Source organism: Bacillus hominis (genome assembly GCF_018332515.1).
Taxonomy (GTDB): domain Bacteria; phylum Bacillota; class Bacilli; order Bacillales; family Bacillaceae_G; genus Bacillus_A; species Bacillus_A hominis.
Genome location: NZ_BOQD01000116.1, coordinates 1 through 18,708, shown reverse-complemented (window position 1 = coordinate 18,708; position 18,708 = coordinate 1). Strand labels below are relative to the sequence as shown.

At 34.9% G+C, this 18,708-nt stretch carries 24 protein-coding genes, 1 pseudogene and 2 riboswitches; of the genes and pseudogenes, 14 read left to right on the top strand and 11 right to left on the bottom strand.

Annotated features, from left to right (window positions below):
• Window positions 1-97: 97 nt before the first annotated feature.
• From KI356_RS13075 to KI356_RS13050, 6 genes are all read right to left on the bottom strand, one after another.
• Window positions 98-373 carry a hypothetical protein gene (locus KI356_RS13075; protein WP_128281078.1) on the bottom strand — a complete coding sequence of 92 codons (276 nt, stop codon included), beginning with the start codon at window positions 371-373 and terminating at the stop codon, window positions 98-100.
• A 295-nt stretch (window positions 374-668) separates the two neighbouring features.
• Complete coding sequence (locus KI356_RS13070; RefSeq protein ID WP_128281079.1) at window positions 669-1,181, bottom strand: 1,2-dihydroxy-3-keto-5-methylthiopentene dioxygenase; 513 nt, start codon at window positions 1,179-1,181, stop codon at window positions 669-671.
• Window positions 1,159-1,797: a methylthioribulose 1-phosphate dehydratase gene (locus KI356_RS13065; RefSeq protein ID WP_212935630.1), complete on the bottom strand. Its 639-nt coding sequence runs from the start codon at window positions 1,795-1,797 to the stop codon at window positions 1,159-1,161. Before KI356_RS13065 ends, KI356_RS13070 begins: the two co-directional genes overlap by 23 nt.
• On the bottom strand, window positions 1,794-2,453 hold the full coding sequence (locus tag KI356_RS13060; protein ID WP_128281081.1) for a 2-hydroxy-3-keto-5-methylthiopentenyl-1-phosphate phosphatase: 660 nt from the start codon (window positions 2,451-2,453) through the stop codon (window positions 1,794-1,796). Before KI356_RS13060 ends, KI356_RS13065 begins: the two co-directional genes overlap by 4 nt.
• Entirely contained in the window at window positions 2,450-3,694 is a 1,245-nt protein-coding gene (mtnW, locus tag KI356_RS13055; RefSeq protein WP_212935629.1) for a 2,3-diketo-5-methylthiopentyl-1-phosphate enolase, read from the bottom strand. The genes KI356_RS13060 and mtnW overlap by 4 nt, the downstream gene beginning before the upstream one ends.
• A gap of 64 nt (window positions 3,695-3,758) precedes the next feature.
• A riboswitch (SAM riboswitch) is annotated at window positions 3,759-3,864 on the bottom strand.
• A gap of 52 nt (window positions 3,865-3,916) precedes the next feature.
• Window positions 3,917-5,107 (bottom strand): pyridoxal phosphate-dependent aminotransferase, encoded by a 1,191-nt coding sequence (locus KI356_RS13050; protein ID WP_212935628.1) that lies wholly within the window; start codon window positions 5,105-5,107, stop codon window positions 3,917-3,919.
• Window positions 5,108-5,121: 14 nt separating this feature from the next.
• On the opposite strand from KI356_RS13050, the gene KI356_RS13045 reads away from it, so the two are divergent.
• From KI356_RS13045 to KI356_RS13030, 4 genes are all read left to right on the top strand, one after another.
• Complete coding sequence (locus tag KI356_RS13045) at window positions 5,122-5,985, top strand: carbon-nitrogen family hydrolase (protein ID WP_212935631.1); 864 nt, start codon at window positions 5,122-5,124, stop codon at window positions 5,983-5,985.
• Window positions 5,986-6,057: 72 nt separating this feature from the next.
• Window positions 6,058-6,199: riboswitch (SAM riboswitch) on the top strand.
• Window positions 6,200-6,289: 90 nt separating this feature from the next.
• Entirely contained in the window at window positions 6,290-7,471 is a 1,182-nt protein-coding gene (gene mtnK / locus KI356_RS13040; RefSeq protein WP_212935627.1) for an S-methyl-5-thioribose kinase, read from the top strand.
• Complete coding sequence (gene mtnA / locus KI356_RS13035) at window positions 7,468-8,529, top strand: S-methyl-5-thioribose-1-phosphate isomerase (RefSeq protein WP_212935626.1); 1,062 nt, start codon at window positions 7,468-7,470, stop codon at window positions 8,527-8,529. Before mtnK ends, mtnA begins: the two co-directional genes overlap by 4 nt.
• Window positions 8,530-8,596: 67 nt before the next feature.
• A complete protein-coding gene (locus KI356_RS13030) occupies window positions 8,597-8,758 on the top strand; it encodes a YvrJ family protein (RefSeq protein WP_212935625.1) in 162 nt (53 codons plus the stop codon).
• A 37-nt stretch (window positions 8,759-8,795) separates the two neighbouring features.
• Here the strand turns inward: KI356_RS13030 and KI356_RS13025 are convergent, their stop codons facing one another.
• On the bottom strand, window positions 8,796-9,572 hold the full coding sequence (locus tag KI356_RS13025; RefSeq protein ID WP_212935624.1) for a 3-hydroxybutyrate dehydrogenase: 777 nt from the start codon (window positions 9,570-9,572) through the stop codon (window positions 8,796-8,798).
• Window positions 9,573-9,768: 196 nt separating this feature from the next.
• Here KI356_RS13025 and KI356_RS13020 point away from each other — a divergent pair, with 196 nt between their 5' ends.
• From KI356_RS13020 to KI356_RS13005, 4 genes are read left to right on the top strand one after another with little or no spacing between them, the layout of a single operon-like run.
• The gene (locus KI356_RS13020; RefSeq protein ID WP_088097605.1) at window positions 9,769-10,101 is read left to right on the top strand and encodes a PadR family transcriptional regulator; all 333 of its coding nucleotides are present in this window, start codon (window positions 9,769-9,771) and stop codon (window positions 10,099-10,101) included.
• Window positions 10,101-10,865: a DUF1129 domain-containing protein gene (locus tag KI356_RS13015; RefSeq protein WP_212935623.1), complete on the top strand. Its 765-nt coding sequence runs from the start codon at window positions 10,101-10,103 to the stop codon at window positions 10,863-10,865. Before KI356_RS13020 ends, KI356_RS13015 begins: the two co-directional genes overlap by 1 nt.
• Window positions 10,866-10,881: 16 nt before the next feature.
• The gene (locus KI356_RS13010) at window positions 10,882-11,643 is read left to right on the top strand and encodes a DUF1129 domain-containing protein (protein WP_212935622.1); all 762 of its coding nucleotides are present in this window, start codon (window positions 10,882-10,884) and stop codon (window positions 11,641-11,643) included.
• A 50-nt stretch (window positions 11,644-11,693) separates the two neighbouring features.
• Window positions 11,694-11,993 (top strand): DNA-binding protein, encoded by a 300-nt coding sequence (locus KI356_RS13005; RefSeq protein WP_212935621.1) that lies wholly within the window; start codon window positions 11,694-11,696, stop codon window positions 11,991-11,993.
• Window positions 11,994-12,008: 15 nt separating this feature from the next.
• Here the strand turns inward: KI356_RS13005 and KI356_RS13000 are convergent, their stop codons facing one another.
• Window positions 12,009-12,626, bottom strand: coding sequence for an ImmA/IrrE family metallo-endopeptidase (locus tag KI356_RS13000; RefSeq protein WP_212935620.1), 618 nt, complete (start codon window positions 12,624-12,626; stop codon window positions 12,009-12,011).
• 162 nt (window positions 12,627-12,788) lie between these two features.
• On the opposite strand from KI356_RS13000, the gene KI356_RS12995 reads away from it, so the two are divergent.
• The 3 genes from KI356_RS12995 to KI356_RS12985 all read left to right on the top strand — a co-directional run bounded on the left by KI356_RS12995 (window position 12,789) and on the right by KI356_RS12985 (window position 14,954).
• The gene (locus KI356_RS12995) at window positions 12,789-13,082 is read left to right on the top strand and encodes a DUF3928 family protein (RefSeq protein WP_000288333.1); all 294 of its coding nucleotides are present in this window, start codon (window positions 12,789-12,791) and stop codon (window positions 13,080-13,082) included.
• A gap of 107 nt (window positions 13,083-13,189) precedes the next feature.
• Window positions 13,190-13,639: an NUDIX hydrolase gene (locus tag KI356_RS12990; RefSeq protein ID WP_212935619.1), complete on the top strand. Its 450-nt coding sequence runs from the start codon at window positions 13,190-13,192 to the stop codon at window positions 13,637-13,639.
• Between the two features lie 139 nt (window positions 13,640-13,778).
• Window positions 13,779-14,954, top strand: coding sequence for an acetyl-CoA C-acetyltransferase (locus tag KI356_RS12985; protein ID WP_128281092.1), 1,176 nt, complete (start codon window positions 13,779-13,781; stop codon window positions 14,952-14,954).
• A gap of 29 nt (window positions 14,955-14,983) precedes the next feature.
• On the opposite strand, the gene KI356_RS12980 is transcribed toward KI356_RS12985, so the two are convergent.
• Both KI356_RS12980 and KI356_RS28485 read right to left on the bottom strand, forming a co-directional pair.
• The gene (locus KI356_RS12980) at window positions 14,984-15,709 is read right to left on the bottom strand and encodes an AAA family ATPase (protein WP_212935618.1); all 726 of its coding nucleotides are present in this window, start codon (window positions 15,707-15,709) and stop codon (window positions 14,984-14,986) included.
• A 10-nt stretch (window positions 15,710-15,719) separates the two neighbouring features.
• Window positions 15,720-15,988, bottom strand: a pseudogene (locus tag KI356_RS28485) (hypothetical protein).
• A gap of 148 nt (window positions 15,989-16,136) precedes the next feature.
• Here KI356_RS28485 and KI356_RS12975 point away from each other — a divergent pair.
• Both KI356_RS12975 and KI356_RS12970 read left to right on the top strand, forming a co-directional pair.
• Complete coding sequence (locus tag KI356_RS12975; RefSeq protein WP_212935617.1) at window positions 16,137-16,865, top strand: DUF4184 family protein; 729 nt, start codon at window positions 16,137-16,139, stop codon at window positions 16,863-16,865.
• Window positions 16,866-16,901: 36 nt separating this feature from the next.
• Window positions 16,902-17,660, top strand: a complete 759-nt coding sequence (locus KI356_RS12970; protein WP_212935616.1) for a hypothetical protein — start codon at window positions 16,902-16,904, stop codon at window positions 17,658-17,660.
• Between the two features lie 36 nt (window positions 17,661-17,696).
• Here the strand turns inward: KI356_RS12970 and KI356_RS12965 are convergent, their stop codons facing one another.
• A complete protein-coding gene (locus KI356_RS12965) occupies window positions 17,697-18,128 on the bottom strand; it encodes a DUF3997 domain-containing protein (RefSeq protein ID WP_002033805.1) in 432 nt (143 codons plus the stop codon).
• Between the two features lie 131 nt (window positions 18,129-18,259).
• Here KI356_RS12965 and KI356_RS12960 point away from each other — a divergent pair.
• Window positions 18,260-18,708 (top strand): RDD family protein (locus KI356_RS12960; protein WP_212935615.1); only part of this gene is annotated, 449 nt, incomplete at its 3' end.

The window sequence follows — 18,708 nt, the reverse complement described above, 5'->3', positions numbered from 1 at the left end:
AGAAGTTAGGTGGGAGTCGGGCTGCCCGTAAACGCCCGATTGGTGAAGGCTAATAATCAGTGGGGATGAACAAAACCCTACTGATTAAAGTTTCACTTTATAGGTTGGAAGCCCGGCGGCACCGTTCAATTGGGAATGGAATAATTTGTGCAATGTGATTAGGACCAAACTGTTTCGCTCGAGCATGGCGTATTATATAAAATGCGCACAGAATAGCAACAGGAATAGCACCATATAAACCAAAAAATAAAGCGCTTACACATGATGCGGCAAAACCTAAAACACCAACTTCTAACTCTTCCATAATAGCGCCTAAAATAACAGGAATAGCTCCACACGTAACTCCAAGTATAAGTGCAATAAGTAAACTCATGATTATCCCCCTCTGTTTGCGATATTATTTTCCTTATTAGTAATTGTAGTATATCATATACAAAACAGAATTTTCAGAAAAAGTTCAAAAAAAGTTCAATAAATGTTCAAAAATTGTTAAAAAATCGAAGAGGATAATTCTCCTTTAAAAAGGAAGAGAAGAAGTTTTTGAGTAAATAAAAAATCAGACTTATTTCAGAAAATGAAATAAGCCTGTTCCATAGGAGGATGTATATATGTAGAGTGAATAAAAGGTTGGAAAAGGGGTTCCAATTTCTTTTATTCAACTAGCTACCTTAATAAATTGGAACCCAACCTTCTGTTGTAACAAAAATACGAATAGCTACAACTTGGCGATCATCTTGTAAGGTAAAATAATGTCTTGCATTTTCAGGTACAGATATAAGATCACCAGGTTCAAGTTCAACGTCAAAGAATCGACCGTCTTTTCCTTCAATAGCGAAGATGCCATGACCGCTGACAATAAAGCGAACTTCATCGTCAGTATGATGGTGTTCTTTTTGGAAATTAATTAATAACTCGTCAAGGTTAGGTGTGCTATTTGAAAGTGAAATCACATCATATGCTTTATAACCTCTGCGCTCTGAAACATCAGCAATTTCTTTTGAAAACAACGTTAATATGTCAGCTTTGTTTTCATCTGTTAAGGAATAATTTTCTGTTAAATGAGTAGGAAGCTTAGAAATGTTCCATTTCTCATATAAAACGCCTTCTTCTTGTAGAAATTTTGATACTTCCACCTCATTTTCAATGCGAGTATTTACTTCATGAATACGAATTTGCGCCATTAGAAACGCCTCCTTGAATTGATAATAGTTTTATATGAAATTGGAATAAAAACTCATAAGCTTCTAATCTTTTCTTTGCATCAAAGCTATCTCGGCCCCATACGGTAATACCATGGTTACGGATTAATACTGCTCCCGAATCTCCTTTTATATGTTTTCGGAAGTTCTCTCCAAGCGTTGGGATATGAGCATGGTTTTCGATAATGGGAATGTTAATCGTTGCACCTTCGTCCCAAATATCAAGAGCTTTAATAATTTCTTGATTTTGAAGGGTGACTGCATCACTATACAAATTTGTGATGACATTGTTATCAGTTGTATGAACGTGAAGTACGCACCCGGCATTCGTATTGTTATAAATATGTGTATGCAATATTGTTTCTGCTGAAGGGCGTAATTCAGTCTCTAATACGGGAACTCCTAAATGATCTACTAATAGAAAATCATCTGGAGTGGTTTTTGTTTTATCTTTACCGCTTGCTGTAATAAGAAAAGTAAGTGGCTCATGACTAACCTTTATAGAAATATTACCACTTGTTGCTGGAAACCAATTTCGTATTGTTAACTCTTTTTTGATCTCGCTTAAGTCATACCATTGACGAAAAAGTTGTTTCATAATTTCACCTCTAACAAATGTTTTAGTTCAGCTAGAACATCGTGAAATGTTTCAAAGGGTGTATAAGCAATACGATTTTCTTCACACTTTGTAATAAGAAAGTCGCGGGCGAATACTTTATCTGCTTGTTTCGCAGCTTGTAAATCAGTAATAGAATCCCCAATTACAATATGAAAATCATTTGTATCACTTAATTTACGGATTAGTGATGATTTGCATAATCCGCAATGATTTTGACAATGATCGTCACAAGGATGAGGCCATTTAACTGTAATAAACTCTGTTGAAAAGTCTGTTTCATTACAATAAATTTTCTCTTTTGGAATGATTTTCTGTAAGAGTGGATAGACGAAGAAATCCATCCCACCTGATATAACGTAAAAAGAAATATTATTTTCATTTACAAATTGTATAAATTCATGAAAGCCAGTACGAATTTCGGCAGTGTCTTTTAAAAACTGAATTATATCATTGTGTAGATTAGTAGGTAGCAGTTGAAATAATTGAGAAACACCTTCTTGAATAGAAAGTTCTTGTGATAAAATTCTTTGTTTTACTTCTTCTGCCTCTGGAGGTGCGAATTTTTCCATAATGGACATAATGTTATCGTTATTTGTAATCGTACCATCGAAATCACAAAACACTTGAATACTCATAATTTCACCCCATGTGAGGGATTTCCCCATATTTGTAGTGCGCTATGCAAATTTATTTCATCTACTTCATGGAGTGGTTTTCCTTGCAAAGTAGCTTCAATTGCAGCACGGAATGCTTTGCCGCCGCCCTGTGCTCCGTTCGGGTGGCCATGAATCCCACCACCGGCATTAATAACAACATCTTTACCGAAATCTCGCAAGATAAAGGGAACGAAACCAGGGTGAATACCAGCAGATGGAACAGAAAAACTTTTCTTGAAAAATGCATCGTCTTCAGTTAAATATTTTGAGATGGTAAGAGCCTCTTCTTTTTCTAACGCAACGCTGCCATATGGAGACGGGAATAAAGAAAAATCAGCACCAGCATAACGTAGTAGCTTTCCAAGTAATAGTGGAGACGAGATTCCATATAACTTGGATGCCGAATAAGCACCACTTACAGCAGGGTGTGCCATAATAGGAACTGGGATTTCGTCATCTTCTGCAAGTGATTGTAGTACATCTAGTCCGTAAGCAAATACGTTAAATAATAGAATATCAGCACCAGCTTGTACCGCACGTTTCGCATTTTCTTTTAAATCAAAAGTTCGGCCTGTTAAATTTACGGCATATAACGTTTTATGGCCGTATGTTTCATATACTGATTGTAAAACTTCTTTTCCAGATACAATTCGCTTCGATAGTGGTGTTAATGCATTTTCAAATAAAATTTCATCATCTTTTACGATATCTACACCACCAATCGCTTGATCTCGTAATTGCGTTTTTAAATATCCAATATTTCGTCCAATCATTCCTTTAAAAATGCTCATTAAAAGGGGACGGTCATACACTTGTAAAAAGTTTCGAATGCCATCTACACCAAACTTCGGACCAGGAAAATGCTTTTTTAACTCATCTGAAAAGGTTAAATCAATTAATTTTACTTCACCATCAAGTGATAGCTTTCCGAATGTAGTTGTTAAAATCGCTGGTAAATCTGGACTGAAATTTAATAAGGGATATTCGATTTTAATAATCCCTCGTTTTACTTTTTTACGTAGATACGAATTGATATGTTCTTGCTCATCTAATTCCTCAATATGAATGACATTGCCTTTATGTTGTTTTAATTGTTCTTGCAATAAGTGTGGCAAATGAGTCCAAGAGCCAATTGTTAAACCGAGTGCAATTTGCTCAGCTTTTTTTTCTAAGTTATGTGAATCGTCATGGATTAAATACGTCGCTATAATTCCGCTCATTGTTATAACCTCCTAGTTAAATAAAAAAACCTCTCAGCTAAGGAGAGGTTTTTTTACAACCAGCTCCTTATCTGTCAGCGTAATGCTGCGAGAATTAGCACCGTGTCTACGATTGTAGATCGGTTGCCGGGTTTCGTCGGGCTCGTCCCTCCACCTGCTCTTGATAAGAAGTATTTAGAAATGTTTAAATTTTTAAGATAACTGAATTTTGTCAGATATTTTTTATGTTGTCAACGATTTTTTGAAGAAATTTAATTTCTCAATTCGATGAATTGCTTCTCGTAATCGTTCTTCTGTATGTAAGAGACCAACACGGACGTATCCTTCGCCGTGCTCACCAAATCCAATACCAGGAGCAACTGCAACGTGTGCTTTCTCTAGTAAAATATCTGAAAATTGCTCAGATGTATATCCTTCTGGTACAGGGAGCCATGCAAAGAATGATCCGGTTGGAATATCTACATTCCAACCAATTGAGTGACAAGCTGAAATAAGAGTATTTCTCCGAGATTCATAACTATTAACAAGATCTATTACACAAGACTGTGAACTTAATAGCGCTTCGCGGGCTGCGTCTTGAACTGCACCAAAAATACTAACATACATATGATCTTGCAATAGGTTAATTGTTTCGATGACACTTTCATTCCCGACTGCAAAAGCAATACGCCACCCAGCCATATTGAAAGTTTTTGATAATGTGTAAATTTCAATTCCTGTATCTTTGGCGCCATCTGCTTGCAAGAAACTAACGGGTTTTTGACCATCAAATCCAATAGCTCCGTAAGCAAAATCGTGAACAACTAATATATTATGTTTATTAGCAAAATGAATGGTTTCATCAAAGAAATCTTTTGATGCAGTAGCACCAGTAGGATTGTTTGGATAGTTCAAAAACATTAACTTTGCTCGCTCGGCGATAGAATCATCAATTTTTGTATAATCCGGTAAAAAATTATTTTCTGCAATAAGCGGCATTGTTTCAAATTGTGCTTTTGCTAAAGCAACTCCTGATAAATAATCTGGATAGCCTGGATCTGGAACGAGAATGCTATCACCAGGGTTTGTAAAACAAATTGGTAATTCTACTAATCCAGCCTTTCCACCAAACAAAATAGCAACTTCAGTTTTTGGATTTACTACTACACCGTATTCACGTTGATAGAATGTTGCCACGGCTTCTTTTAAGCTTTCGTGTCCGCGAAATGGCGGATATTTATGATGAATGGTCTTTTCGGCAGCATCTTGTAAAGCTTTTACGATATGCTGCGGTGTTGGTTGATCTGGATTACCTTGACCTAGATTAATAACATCGTGACCAGCTGCAACGACTTTGTTAACTTTTGCAACAAGTGAAGCGAAAAATTGTGTTGGCAATGACGTTACTATATCAGAAGGTTGAAATAATTTCATACTTTCCACCTCTTTTGAAAGTTGTTACAATTCTAGTGACAAATGATATAATCTTTCCAGTATTTTGTAAAGAGAAAAATGAGAATGGGGCTGAAAAAATGAAAGTCGCATGTATTCAAATGGATATTGTCTTTGGAGATGTAGAAAAAAATATTGAGAACGCTAAAAATAAAATAAGTGAAGCGATGAAGGAAAGACCAGATGTTATCGTCTTACCAGAACTATGGACAACAGGATATGATTTAACGAGACTTTCTGAAATTGCAGATAGGGATGGAATAGAAACGAAAGAAAAGTTGAAAGAATGGTCGAAACAATATGGTGTACATATTGTTGGTGGTTCCATAGCGAAGCAAACAGAGCAAGGTGTTACAAATACAATGTATGTTGTAACTAATAAAGGTCAGTTAGTCAATGAATATAGTAAAGTACATTTATTTCAGCTTATGGATGAACATAAATATTTAGTAGCTGGTAATGAGACAGGTGAATTTAAGCTAGATGATGTAGAGTGCGCTGGCACAATTTGTTATGATATTCGTTTTCCAGAGTGGATGCGCGTTCATACTGCTAAAGGTGCAAAAGTTTTATTTGTTGTAGCAGAATGGCCATTAGTTCGTTTAGCACATTGGCGCTTGCTATTGCAGGCAAGAGCAGTTGAAAATCAGTGTTATGTTGTTGCGTGTAATAGAGCAGGAAAGGATCCGAATAATAAGTTTGCAGGTCATTCTTTAATTGTCGATCCTTGGGGAGAAGTTGTAGTAGAGGCAAATGAAGAGGAATCAATTTTATTTGGAGAGCTTAAATTCGAGAAGATTAAAGAGGTACGCAAAGGAATTCCGGTTTTTGCAGATCGTCGTCCAGAATTATACAAATAAAATGTTGACAAGTGATTTTTATTCTTGGTATAGTCTTCAACATAAAGTTAAAAATTCTAAAAAATTATACAACTCTTATCAAGAGCAGGTGGAGGGATTTGGCCCGATGAAGCCCAGCAACCGACCGTAATACCATTGTGAAATGGGGCGTTTATGACGCCAAAAGGGCACGGTGCTAATTCCAGCAGAAAGTAAACTTTCTGGCAGATAAGAGGGGAGAAGATAAACTTCAAACCTCTTTCTTTATGGAAAGAGGTTTTTCTGCGTCAGAAAAACCTCTGAATTAAAAAAGGAGGAAAAGACGATGGGATATTATTCATTAACAGAAGTAACAGCTGTACAATATGCGAAAGAACATGGCTATTTTGAAAAGAAAGCAAATGTAGTTTGCCATGAAATTGGAGATGGAAACTTAAATTACGTGTTCAAATTAGATGATGGAGAGAAATCAATTATAATAAAACAAGCTCTTCCATATGCGAAAGTAGTTGGTGAGAGCTGGCCGTTGTCTATAAAAAGAGCAACGATTGAAAGTAAGGCATTACAAATTTTTACGAAGTATGTACCGGACTATGTGCCGGTAGTGTACAGTCATGATGAAGAGTTAGCAGTAACAGTATTAGAAGATTTATCAAAGCTAACAATTACAAGAAGAGGATTGATAGACGGAGAGGAGTATCCACTTTTATCTCAGCATATCGGTCGTTTTCTTGCACATGTTTTATTTTATACTTCAGATTTCGGTTTGCAGTCAGAAGAGAAAAGGGTACTAGAGGGTACATTTGTAAATCCAGACCTTTGTAAAATAACAGAAGATTTAGTGTTTACAGATCCGTTTGGGCATTACGATACGAATAATTATGAGCCAGAGTTACAACTAGCGGTTGATGAACTGTGGAGTGATAAAACTTTAAAATTAAAAGTAGCACAGTATAAGTATAAGTTTTTAACGAGAAAAGAAGCGCTCATTCATGGGGATTTACATACTGGTAGTATATTTTCATCGCCTTCTGAAACGAAAGTAATTGATCCAGAATTTGCAACGTACGGTCCATTTGGATTTGATCTTGGTCAATTTATTGCAAATTTATTATTAAATGCGTTATCTAGAGAAGAAGAACAGAGAAATGTACTATTTTTCCATATAGAAAAGACATGGAGTTATTTTGTAGAAACTTTTACGAAGTTATGGATTGGAGAAGGCGTAGAAGCATATACGAAAGAAAAACAATGGTTACCAATTATTTTGCAAAATATCTTTACTGATGCTGTCGGATTTGCAGGATGTGAATTAATTCGAAGAACAATTGGTTTAGCTCATGTAGCTGATTTAGATGAAATAACAAATAAAGAAAAAAGAATTCAAGCTAAGAAACAAGCTCTAAACTTAGGAAAAGAACTAATAAAATATGAATCTAAGAGTGCTGATATTCAACTGTTTCGAACATTATTTCAACAAACAGTTTCAGGGGGCATAAAAGCATGAGCATGATTGTTACTGTGCCGAGATCTGTAAGTTGGAAAGGTGATACAATTGCGGTATTAAATCAAGCAAAGTTGCCTCATAGTACAGAATACAAAACGTTAACGACTATTGAAGAGGTTTGGAAAAGTATTGTAATGCTAGAAGTACGCGGAGCACCTGCAATTGGAATTGTAGCTGCATTTGGTTTGGCGCTTGCAGCAAAAAAATATAATACTGTACATATTGAGGAGTTTCAAAAGAAGTTTAATAGAGATTGTAATTATTTAGGGACATCACGTCCGACGGCAGTGAATTTATTTTGGGCAATTGATCGCATGAGAGAATCTATTCGAGAGATTACTACAATAAAAGAAGCGCAAAAAATATTAGAAGAAGAGGCGCTTCGCATTCAGCAGGAAGATGAAGAGGTGTGCCGGAGTATTGGAGAACATGGTTTAACATGTTTTAAAGATGGTGATAAAATTTTAACAATTTGTAATGCAGGGAGTATTGCAACCGCTAGATATGGCACTGCATTAGCACCATTTTATATTGGGAAAGAAAAAGGTGTGCGTTTACATGCATACGCGTGTGAAACGAGACCAGTTTTACAAGGTGGTCGTTTAACGACATGGGAGTTGAAGCAAGCAGACATTGAGGTGACACTAATTACTGATAATACTGCAGCCCATGCAATTCGTACGAAAGAAATTGATGCGATTATTGTAGGGGCAGATCGAATCGTTAAAAATGGTGATACTGCGAATAAAATAGGAACATTAAATTTAGCTATATTAGCAAAGTATTTCAGTATTCCATTCTATGTTGCAGCTCCGTTATCTACATTTGATACTACGAAACAAACAGGCGCTGAAATTATTATTGAAGAAAGAGATGAAACAGAAGTTACGAAAATTTTCGGCAAACAAGTAGCACCAATCGGAACTGACGTTTATAATCCTGCATTTGACGTAACACCGAACGAATTAATTACAGGTATTGTTACTGAGAAAGGTATTATACGTGGAGATTATAAACGAGAGATTGCATCATTATTTGAAAAACAAGCTAATAAATAATAGCTTGTTTTTTTATGCCTAAATGTGTTTTTTTCCCTTATTTATATAATGAAAGGAGGAGAGTAGGATGGAAGAGTGGATCGGGATGATAGGTAATGTGGGGTTTCCGATTGTTGTAACACTATATTTACTACATCGTATTGAAAGTAAATTAGATGGGATAACTGTTGCAATAGAAAAACTGCCACAGCAATTACTAAAGTATGATGATCCTCGAGATAGAAATTAAAATAAAGTTTGCTCTTTGTGAGCAAACTTTATTTTAATTATTGAGCAGTATAACCACCGTCGATAACGACAGCTTGACCAGTTATACCTTTTGCTTTTTCACCAGCTAAAAACATAGCATAATCAGCGATTTCTTGTACTTGTAATAAGCGCTTTTGTGGTACAAGTGGATAAATAACATCTTCTAAAACATTTTCAAGTGGTACATTTCGTGTAGTGGCTAAATCTTGTAATTGATTACGTACAAGAGGGGTATCGACATAACCAGGACAAAGAGCATTAACAGTAATTCCATGAGTAGCACCTTCTAAAGCGGCAACTTTTGTTAATCCAATTACACCATGTTTTGCGCTATTATAGGCAGCTTTTCCAGCGAATCCGACAAGGCCGTTAATAGAAGCGACGTTAATAATCCGGCCATATTTTTGTTTTTTCATAATCGGAAAAGCATGTTTGATGGCGATAAATGGAGCGATTTGCATAATTTTAATTAGCAGCTCAAACTTTTCAGTTGGAAAATCTTCAATTTGTGAAACATGTTGCATTCCAGCGTTATTAATTAATATGTCTAATGAACCGAAGTGAGTAACTGCTTGAGAAATTGCTGCTGTAATTTCTTCTTCAGCTGTAACGTCACATTTTAAACCGATAGCTTGATAGCCTTCTTTTTGCAATTGTTCAGCAGCTTCTTTTGCACGATCTTCAAGGCGATCACTAATGATAACTTTAGCACCTTCTTTTGCGAAAGCACTTCCCATTTCATAACCAATACCGCTCGCAGCACCTGTTAAAAAGACAACTCGATTTGTAACCATGATGAAAAACACTCCTTCATAATAAAAGTTCTCTTATTGCTCTATTTAGAGAGTGGATAATAAAAATCCTGCAAAGATTTGGAAAAATATTGTTAGCTATCTTGTTTTGCAAAATAGTCTTTGCTATACTATTTTGTAAAGCAAGATACTTACGCTTATCTATCTTGTAAAACAAGATAGTGGGAGGATTTGAGTTATGTCGACAAGTCAAATGTTGAAAGGGATTTTAGAAGGGTGCTTACTTGCTATTATTTCTGAAGGTGAAATATACGGTTATGAAATGAGTGAAAGGCTAGCGAAGTATGGCTTTACAATGGCAAGTGAGGGAAGTATTTATCCGTTATTAATACGAATGCAAAAGGAAGGATTAATAACGAGTATAATGAAGGAATCTCCATCTGGTCCAAAGCGAAAATATTATACATTAACAGAAAAAGGCGAGGAAGCACTTAATGAGTTTATGGATCGCTGGGAAGCGATGCAAAGTAGTGTAGAGCGTCTACTTGAGGGGAAAGGGAGAAAAAAATAATGCTATCCAGTGAAGCACGAAAGTTTTTATTAGATATGAGATTATTTTTAGCGGCAAAGAGTGTGAAAGAAAGCGACATTGAAAGCTTTATCGAAGACGCAGAACTTCATTTAATAGAAGGTGAGACTGATGGAAAAAGTGTAGAAGAAATTTTCGGAAGCTCACCGAAAGAATATGCAAATGAACTTGTAAAAGTGATGGAAAGAGATAGGAAAGAAACGTGGAAGCAAATTGGTTTTACAGTAATGAATATCGTTTCGTTTTGGATTATTGCTTCTATCATAATAGTGAATAACGGAATTCTACAGATTTCACTTATTCAGTGCATTGGGTATAGTTTTTCATTGATTTTAGTTGTTATGGGTCCTAATTTTCTACTTCGCAAAATGACCTTCGTAACAAGTTTTACAAAAACATGGTTTGCTATGTGGTCTTTAGTCATGATTGTACCAATGTTTCTAATAGGGGCTGTAACGATATTAGATGTGATATATCCTACAAAAATGTTTATATTCACTCAAATGCAAAGCTATATATTAGCTGGAGGTATATTTATCATCACAGTAGCGATAAATATATATTTTGAAGGATGGTTTAAAAACTTATATTTAATCATTCCGCTTTCTATTATGTTAGTGTTTCAAACATTTACATCGGAAGACCTCGTGCCAATGTTATTTCAAATTATATGTTTATACGGAAGTTTGTTTATTTTAATTTTCCTTGAAATTATGATGAAGATGAATAGAAGGGAAGCTGTTTAATAAGGGAGGGGCTATAATGAAGGTTTCTAAAGAAGGAGAAAAGTTTTTAATTGATACGAAAGTGTATTTAATAACGAAGGGAATTAAAGAAGAAGATGTGGACGCTTTTTTAGAAGATGCAGAACTTCATTTAATAGAAGGTGAGAAAAAGGGAAAGACGGTAAAGGATATATTTGGTGATTCGCCAAAAGAGTATGCAGAAGAATTGGCGAAAGAGATGGAGAAGGATAAAGGCGGAAATGTAAAGACTATTTTAGGAATGATAATTGGAATAGGTGGATATTGGTTACTTACAAATATTTTATTTGAAAGCCCAAATCATGAATTTACATTAACGAATGTACAATTGATTGGATACCCAATTGTTTTAATGATTACTATTGTAGGAATTGTATTTGCTTTTAGAATGTCATCATTTAAGAGCAAAATAAAAGAATTTGGCATTATTTATGTAGCATCTTTGCTACCAATTCTATTACTAGTATTGTTAATGTTTATGAATAAATGGTATGGGACACCTGTATTGCAATTAACGACTATGCAAAGTTATATACTAGCTGGAATTGTTTTATTAGTGCTGTTAATTGGTGAAGCGTACATACTTGGATGGATTGGAATATTAGCTGTTATCGTACCGTTATTCATTATGTTTGTATTTAAAGGATTAGGAGAGAAAAATCCATACTGGGGAATGTTAGAATCTTTACTTCTGTACGGAAGTTTATATGTATTAATGAGATGGTCTTTGAAAAATGAGGAGAAAAAAACTGTAAGCTAGATTTATATTAATAGCGAACGAACTGAATTTTTTATTAAGGGGGAACAAATATGCAAAGTATATTTCTAGGTATATTGTCTATTGTATTTTTAGGTTTAACGATTTTCGGGCTATATACTACCTTTTCGAAAAAGGTACACGATGACTATTTCGATACTTTATTAGATGACACATCGGGTTATGTTTTGTTCTTCGGTTTAATAGGAAAAGGGCTGCTCTGGATATGCAAAAAATTATTTCCGAAGAAATATTATATAGGGATTTTTAGAGGTATTACGTTTATGTTTAGTTGCCTATTTGTATTTCTAGCAGCCGGGATTTGGTTTGTGGATTGGAATGAGTTGTTTTAAACAGTAACAGGACAGTTACTGTTTTTTTCTTTGCAATAAAGAGCTTTGTAAAGAGAGCTCTTTTTGTTCGTTTGTTAATAAGGAATGAATATGGACGTTTTCAGGACGAGGTACGATAGGGTACATAAGATTTGTTGGAGAAGGATGGTGCTCCGAGCCAGTTGGGGAATGAGGATCTGCGTGAGTAAGTTTCCCATGAATACGTCTTGTAAATAAAATATGACCGATTTCGTGAGCGAGCGTATATATATTTTTCATGGGAGCAGCTGAATTTGTTAAAACGATATAACCAGTAAGTTGCTGTTGTTTTGCTAAAGAGTAAGCGCAGGCAATTACGGCTGTTTCTTTGAAATAATCACTGCCAATATAACAAATGTAAAGGTCGCATTCAGGAGCTTCATTTACACAGGTCTGGAAAAAGGATGCTAATTTTTCCTGACTTTGAATAGAATTTTTATAACTAATTTCACGGTCAGAAAAACGGAAAAGTTCATTTAAAATAATTACGTCTTGAATTTGAAATGTAATGGGGTGCCAAATTGATTCTGCAACTGCTAAATCTTTTGCGATACGGTCATCAGAAATATTGGCGCCTGGAGTAATGCAAATACATATATTGACGTATGGATCCATAAGGAACACCTCAACTGAAAAAATTCTTTCTATAATATATGTTGGGAAAAGACCCTATGTATGGATAAACGCCTTGTTTATTATACAAGTCGAAAAAATTTCATAGTTCTATAACGTAGTATGGTCATCTTTTTGATATAGTAAAGAAAAGGGGGAGAATATATGTATACATTAAAAATCGTTTCAGACAGAGAAGCTCTTTATCAATTTGCGAGCTATGTAAGAGTTGTGCAAGGGGTTGAAGATGTATATGTAGAGGTGGGAGAACCTTTATATGAACATCCATTAATGAAGTTTTATGTACATATTACAATTGAAGAAACATATGATCAGCATAAAGCGTTACAAGAAATAGCTAGATTAGTAGAATTAGGGCGTTTTACATATGTCCATTATAGCAATGAGGAAATTGAAGAAGCTTTTGAAGCTGTAAAATACGAAAGCTTTAAGAAATAACGGTAAAAAAAGGAAGCGTAAGCTTCTTTTTTTATTGAAAATTACAGCAACAAAAGGAAGAGAATTTTGTTATGATAAGGAAGGGTGAGGAAAGGAGAGTTTACATATTGGGGTATATTGAAGAGTTACGCAAAGTAGTTGGTACGAGACCACTTATTTTAGTAGGATCAGCAATTATTATATTAAATGATAATCAAGAAGTATTGCTTCAATATCGTTCAGATACATATGATTGGGGAGTGCCTGGCGGGGCAATGGAACTGGGAGAAACGACAGAAGAAACTGCTCGTAGAGAATTATTCGAGGAGACGGGACTAAGTGCAAAAATCATGCAATTTCTTGGTGTCTTATCAGGAAAGGAAGTATATTTCCGTTATCCAAATGGAGATGAAATCTTTAATGTCATCCATCTGTATCAGGGGCATCATGTAAGCGGAGAATTAAAGCTCGATCATGAAGGGTTACAACTTCAATACTTTCCAGTAGATAAGTTACCAAAATTAAATGAAACGACAGAGAAAATTTTACAAAAATTTTTATATGCATTGACAGAATAGAAGGTTAATTCCTTCTATTTTTATTATATTAAATATTTTGATTTTTTGCTATCTTTATAGTATGATAGTTATAGACATACATCTTATGGAATTTCACCTAAAAACTTACTAGTGTACATAAGAGAGGGGCAAGTACAAAATGCATAATGTTGTTATTACAGCTGCAGTTCGTTCACCAATTGGGACTTTTGGGGGAGCGCTAAAAAATGTAACGCCAGTAGAATTAGCTGTTCCTGTACTTCAGGAAGCTGTAAAACGAGGCGGAGTAGAACCACATGAAGTTGATGAAGTAATTTTAGGTCACTGTATTCAAAGAACTGATGAAGCAAATACTGCAAGAACAGCTGCATTAGCGGCAGGATTTCCTGACACAGTTACTGGTTATACAATTCAACGTCAATGTTCTTCAGGTATGCAAGCAATTATGTCAGCTGCAATGCAAATCCAATTAGGTGTAAGTGATATTGTTGTTGCAGGTGGAGTAGAAGCAATGAGTTCAAGCCCTTATGCATTAAAACAACACCGCTGGGGACAACGTCTACAACATGGAGAAATCCGTGATACAGTGTGGGAAATATTAGAAGATCCATTGCATCATATTATGATGGGTGAAACAGCGGAAAATTTAGTTGATCAATATGAAATTACAAGAGAGGAACAAGATGAAGTTGCGCTTCGTAGTCACACACTAGCACTACAAGCGATTGAGTCTGGATATTTTGACGATCAAATTGTTCCTATTTCGATAAAAGAACGTAGAAAAGAAGTTGTATTTTCGAAGGATGAACATCCACGTGCAGATATTACAGCTGAAAAATTAGCGGGACTAAAACCAGCTTTCCGTAAAGATGGATCAGTAACTGCAGGGAATTCATCTGGTCTTAATGACGGAAGTGCCGTTTTAGTATTAATGAGTGAAGAAAAGGCGAAAGAAAAAGGTTTACAACCGTTAGCTCGAATTGTTGGATATTCAGTAGCAGGTGTAGATCCGAAAATTATGGGTATTGGACCAGCACCAGCAATTCGCAAAGGATTAGAAAAAGTAGATTGGTCATTAGAAGATGCAGATTTACTTGAAATTAATGAAGCTTTCGCTGCACAATACCTAGCTGTAGAGAAAGAGTTAGGGTTAGACCGTGAGAAAGTGAATGTAAACGGTAGTGGTGTAGGACTTGGACATCCAATTGGTTGTACAGGAGCTCGTATTACGGTAAGTTTAATTCACGAATTAAAAAGACGTGGATTAGAGAAAGGTATTGCCTCTCTATGCGTTGGAGGCGGTATTGGAGTAGCTTTATTTATAGAAGCATTATAAAAAAGAGGCAGCGATTGCTGCCTTTTTTTTTATGACTCAAATAAGTGGTGAAATAATCGATCGCGATTTTCAAAGAAAAGTTTCGTCGTTTGGTAATGCTCTGTTTCTTCTAATGTCGATTCGTGAACCCCTTCTTGAGTTAAAGAGTATATAGTAGATTCAGGATAAGCCATTAAAATGGGAGAATGCGTTGCGATAACAAATTGTGAACCTTGTTCAGCTAGCTCGTGCATGCGAATGAGCATTGAAAGTTGCCTCATCGGTGATAAAGCTGCCTCAGGCTCATCTAAAATGTATAAACCTTGTCCTGAAAAACGATTCATGAATAATGAGAAGAATGATTCACCATGTGATTGCTCGTGAAGTGAAACGCCGCCATAAGATTTTATAGCATCTATTTCATCGATATAAGAAGCAACGTTATAAAATGATTCAGCACGTAGAAAAAAGCCGTCTTTTGGGGTATTAAAACTTTTTGAAATTCGAATGTATTCATGTAAAGATGAATGTGAATCGTACGTGTTAAAACGGAAGTTCTTCGTTCCACCTTCTGCATTAAAACCTAAAGCAACTGCAATAGCTTCGAGTAATGTTGATTTACCTGTTCCGTTTTCTCCAATAATGAATGTTACATTCGGGTGGAAAATGAGTGATTGTAATGTTCGAATGGCGGGTAAACAGTATGGATATGCGGAAAAGCTAGGGATATTTTCTTTTTGTAATGAGACGCTTTTTAAAAAGGGTGTTTCAATCAATATATAAACCTCAATTCATAAGGGATTTTGTTTCTAAAAAAGCAGCGAATACAAGTGTAAGACAGCTTGCTATTAATATCGTATATTGAAGTGCGCCAAAACCGAGACCTTCCCATCTGAAAGTCATTCTCTTCAATATAAAAATGAAAAGAACGTTCATAAAGCCAACTAGAGTAGGCGTATATTTTATAATTTTTAAGTTCTTCCATTGAAAAAATCCTATGTACGTACTTATTAAAAAGTAGAAAGAATAAGAAAAAAGAAAAGTGTTAACGACACACGAACTCCTCCTTATTTTCTGAATATTTTATGTGGATTATAACATTTAAACTGTCATATTCCAATGTGAAAATAAATATTGCATAGAGATTGTTCATATCGTTATGATAATATGTATTCTATTGGGGATATGAAAAGGAGTTAAAATATGCCATTTACATTCGCGCATCCAGCAGCTGTTCTCCCTTTTACTAAGAAACATTCTAGTTATATTTCAGTGACGGCTCTTATATTAGGTAGTATGGCACCTGATTTTGAATATTTTTTATATTTTAGGCCATACGGTATTATTGGCCACACATGGGCTGGTTTCTTATATTTGAATTTACCACTCGTTTTTTTATTAGCATATGCATATCATCGTATTTTAAAAGGACCGTTTATAACACATTTACCTACGCCTTTTGCTACGTACTATAAATATATAGCTGATGAAAAATGGGGGCTTTATACATGGAAAGATATTTTTGTATTTTGCTATTCTGCTGTATTCGGTATGGTGACGCATGTAGTTTGGGATGCTTTTACCCATAAGACAGGCTATTTTGTTATGAAATTACCTCTGTTACAGCAAGAAGTATATAGTATTCCAATTTATAAATTTTTACAGCATGGGAGTACGTGTTTTGGTCTACTATTACTAGTATATGTACTATGGAAATATAGAAGAAGAATGGATAGAGATACTAGTTTAACTTCGGAAAAAAAGAAATATTGGGCTTCATCTATCATTGTGGCAGCCATTATATTTATCGTTCACGCGTTATTAGACCCCTATTTTCATATTTTCCAAATAGGAGGTATAATAGTATCTGGACTGACAAGTTTGTTTTGTGGACTTCTCATTGTTTCTATAGTTTACAAAACAAGGGACTAATATATTTTAATGAATGATAGTGTTAGGAGAAATTAAATGATGAAAGCATGGAAAAGTATTTTTGTTTTATGTAGTTTTCTTCTTATGTTAAGTGGTTGCTTCCATCAAGAAGAAAAGAAAGCAGAACCTAAAAAGAAAGAATCTATTCCAGAAACAAAAGAGTATGGTGGGCGTGAGCTTAAAAAAGTAGGACAAAAGGTGAAAGAAAAAGGATGGGGAACTTTTGAATTAGAACAAGTTCATTCGGTGAATCAGACATTTGAAGTAGCCCCAATGAAAATTCACGTACAAGACGTTAAAGTTATCTCATTATCACAAATGAGCAAAGATGCAAAAAATACATTGAAAGTGTATACTGCATTAACTCCTGAAGAAGTAAAGCGTAGATTGGGAGATAAAGTGAGTCAAGAAGATGCTGAATTATATGCATCGTTAAGTGGAACGGAGATTAGCGATACGATTCGGTATGTTGAAATTACATATAAGGTAGAAAATAGTGGAGATAAGAACATGCAATTCTTCTCTATGAATGATGTTATTATTAATGACAAACAGCATTTTAATGTAGCGACTCAAAACTTTTTATATGAAGAAGACACACTTGTAGGCACAAAGAGTGTATCAAGGGAAGATTATAAGCCTGGTGAGACACGAGAAGGAATTATCGGTTTAATACTTGATGATGGAAAAGAGAAGATAACGGATATTAAGTTTACAACAGATGATTTAGCAACAGGAGATACTCATGAAGCTGTTAAAGAGCCACAAACTTTCAATATCCCATTTTCTAAGTAAGGTGTGTATTTAAACGAAAACAGTCAGCATAAAAAGTTATGCTGACTGTTTTTTTAGCTCTTTCACATATGAATCTACACTTTGAAAAGGGACTGTAATTTTAAAAGCATCTTTTTGCTCGTTAAATTGTTTTTCATTATAAGGACCAAATCGTTTATTATGCTTTACATCGATAATCCAATAATGTTCACTTTTTTTATTTGTAATTGCTGCGTCAGGATTATTTGGATCTGATTTTTCCTCAATTTGTTTTGTGATAATGTATTTATCGTCCCAAGCAATTTCTGTAATTTTTGCAGGGATGTATTGTGTAGCATATACAGCATCCTGCGATGGGAAAAGTTCAAATGCATCTCCAGAAGTATGTATGAGTTCATATTCATCGTTAATTGTATAGGTTAAATGGTTTGTATTGCCTGTACAACCTGTTAATAAGAGTGCGGCAAATAGGATTATCCATCTTTTCAATATGGGAACCTCCTTTACAATGCTGTTGTAACACATTGTACAAGAAAAGTAAGCGAAACGCCAGTTTACAATGTTTTTTAGAAGTGGTACGATGAAACGGGTAAAGAAGGATATGAAGGAGTCGACACAAAATGAAGTTAAAGATGCATCGTCCAGCGCTTGTAATGAATCGTATAGGTGCTTCCCTTATTGACATGTTTTTAATCTCAGTTACGTACGGTGCAGTAGTAGCTATTATTACCGGAAACTATAGTGCTATTTTCAATCGTTTTAATATAAGTTTAGGTGACTATAGATATGACCTTACACTTGTTTTCGTATTAATGGCTATAAATTTTATTGTGTTACCTTTTCTTTGGAACGGTTCTACACTTGGTAAAAAGGTAACAAGAACAAAAATAATCTCGTTAACAAGTGAAAAACTAACGTTACAAACATTAATAATACGATTTTTGGTATTATTATTACCAAGCATATTATTACTTGGAGTTCCATTAATATGCAATGTATATATGATGTTATTCCGCAAAGATAATTGTGGCTTCCATGATTTAATTGCAAAGACGAAAGTGATGAGTCT

Bases quoted from the DNA above. Each gene is read 5' to 3' on its own strand.
- KI356_RS12975 (WP_212935617.1), top strand. From the start codon at position 16,137: ATGCCATTTACATTCGCGCATCCAGCAGCTGTTCTCCCTTTTACTAAG.
- mtnK (WP_212935627.1), top strand. From the start codon at position 6,290: ATGGGATATTATTCATTAACAGAAGTAACAGCTGTACAATATGCGAAA.
- KI356_RS13025 (WP_212935624.1), bottom strand. From the start codon at position 9,572: ATGGTTACAAATCGAGTTGTCTTTTTAACAGGTGCTGCGAGCGGTATT.
- KI356_RS13065 (WP_212935630.1), bottom strand. From the start codon at position 1,797: ATGAAACAACTTTTTCGTCAATGGTATGACTTAAGCGAGATCAAAAAA.
- KI356_RS13070 (WP_128281079.1), bottom strand. From the start codon at position 1,181: ATGGCGCAAATTCGTATTCATGAAGTAAATACTCGCATTGAAAATGAG.
- KI356_RS12970 (WP_212935616.1), top strand. From the start codon at position 16,902: ATGATGAAAGCATGGAAAAGTATTTTTGTTTTATGTAGTTTTCTTCTT.
- KI356_RS12995 (WP_000288333.1), top strand. From the start codon at position 12,789: ATGTATACATTAAAAATCGTTTCAGACAGAGAAGCTCTTTATCAATTT.
- KI356_RS12985 (WP_128281092.1), top strand. From the start codon at position 13,779: ATGCATAATGTTGTTATTACAGCTGCAGTTCGTTCACCAATTGGGACT.
- KI356_RS13000 (WP_212935620.1), bottom strand. From the start codon at position 12,626: ATGGATCCATACGTCAATATATGTATTTGCATTACTCCAGGCGCCAAT.
- KI356_RS13020 (WP_088097605.1), top strand. From the start codon at position 9,769: ATGTCGACAAGTCAAATGTTGAAAGGGATTTTAGAAGGGTGCTTACTT.
- KI356_RS13010 (WP_212935622.1), top strand. From the start codon at position 10,882: ATGAAGGTTTCTAAAGAAGGAGAAAAGTTTTTAATTGATACGAAAGTG.
- KI356_RS13030 (WP_212935625.1), top strand. From the start codon at position 8,597: ATGGAAGAGTGGATCGGGATGATAGGTAATGTGGGGTTTCCGATTGTT.
- KI356_RS13015 (WP_212935623.1), top strand. From the start codon at position 10,101: ATGCTATCCAGTGAAGCACGAAAGTTTTTATTAGATATGAGATTATTT.
- mtnA (WP_212935626.1), top strand. From the start codon at position 7,468: ATGAGCATGATTGTTACTGTGCCGAGATCTGTAAGTTGGAAAGGTGAT.
- KI356_RS13060 (WP_128281081.1), bottom strand. From the start codon at position 2,453: ATGAGTATTCAAGTGTTTTGTGATTTCGATGGTACGATTACAAATAAC.
- KI356_RS13005 (WP_212935621.1), top strand. From the start codon at position 11,694: ATGCAAAGTATATTTCTAGGTATATTGTCTATTGTATTTTTAGGTTTA.
- mtnW (WP_212935629.1), bottom strand. From the start codon at position 3,694: ATGAGCGGAATTATAGCGACGTATTTAATCCATGACGATTCACATAAC.
- KI356_RS13050 (WP_212935628.1), bottom strand. From the start codon at position 5,107: ATGAAATTATTTCAACCTTCTGATATAGTAACGTCATTGCCAACACAA.
- KI356_RS13075 (WP_128281078.1), bottom strand. From the start codon at position 373: ATGAGTTTACTTATTGCACTTATACTTGGAGTTACGTGTGGAGCTATT.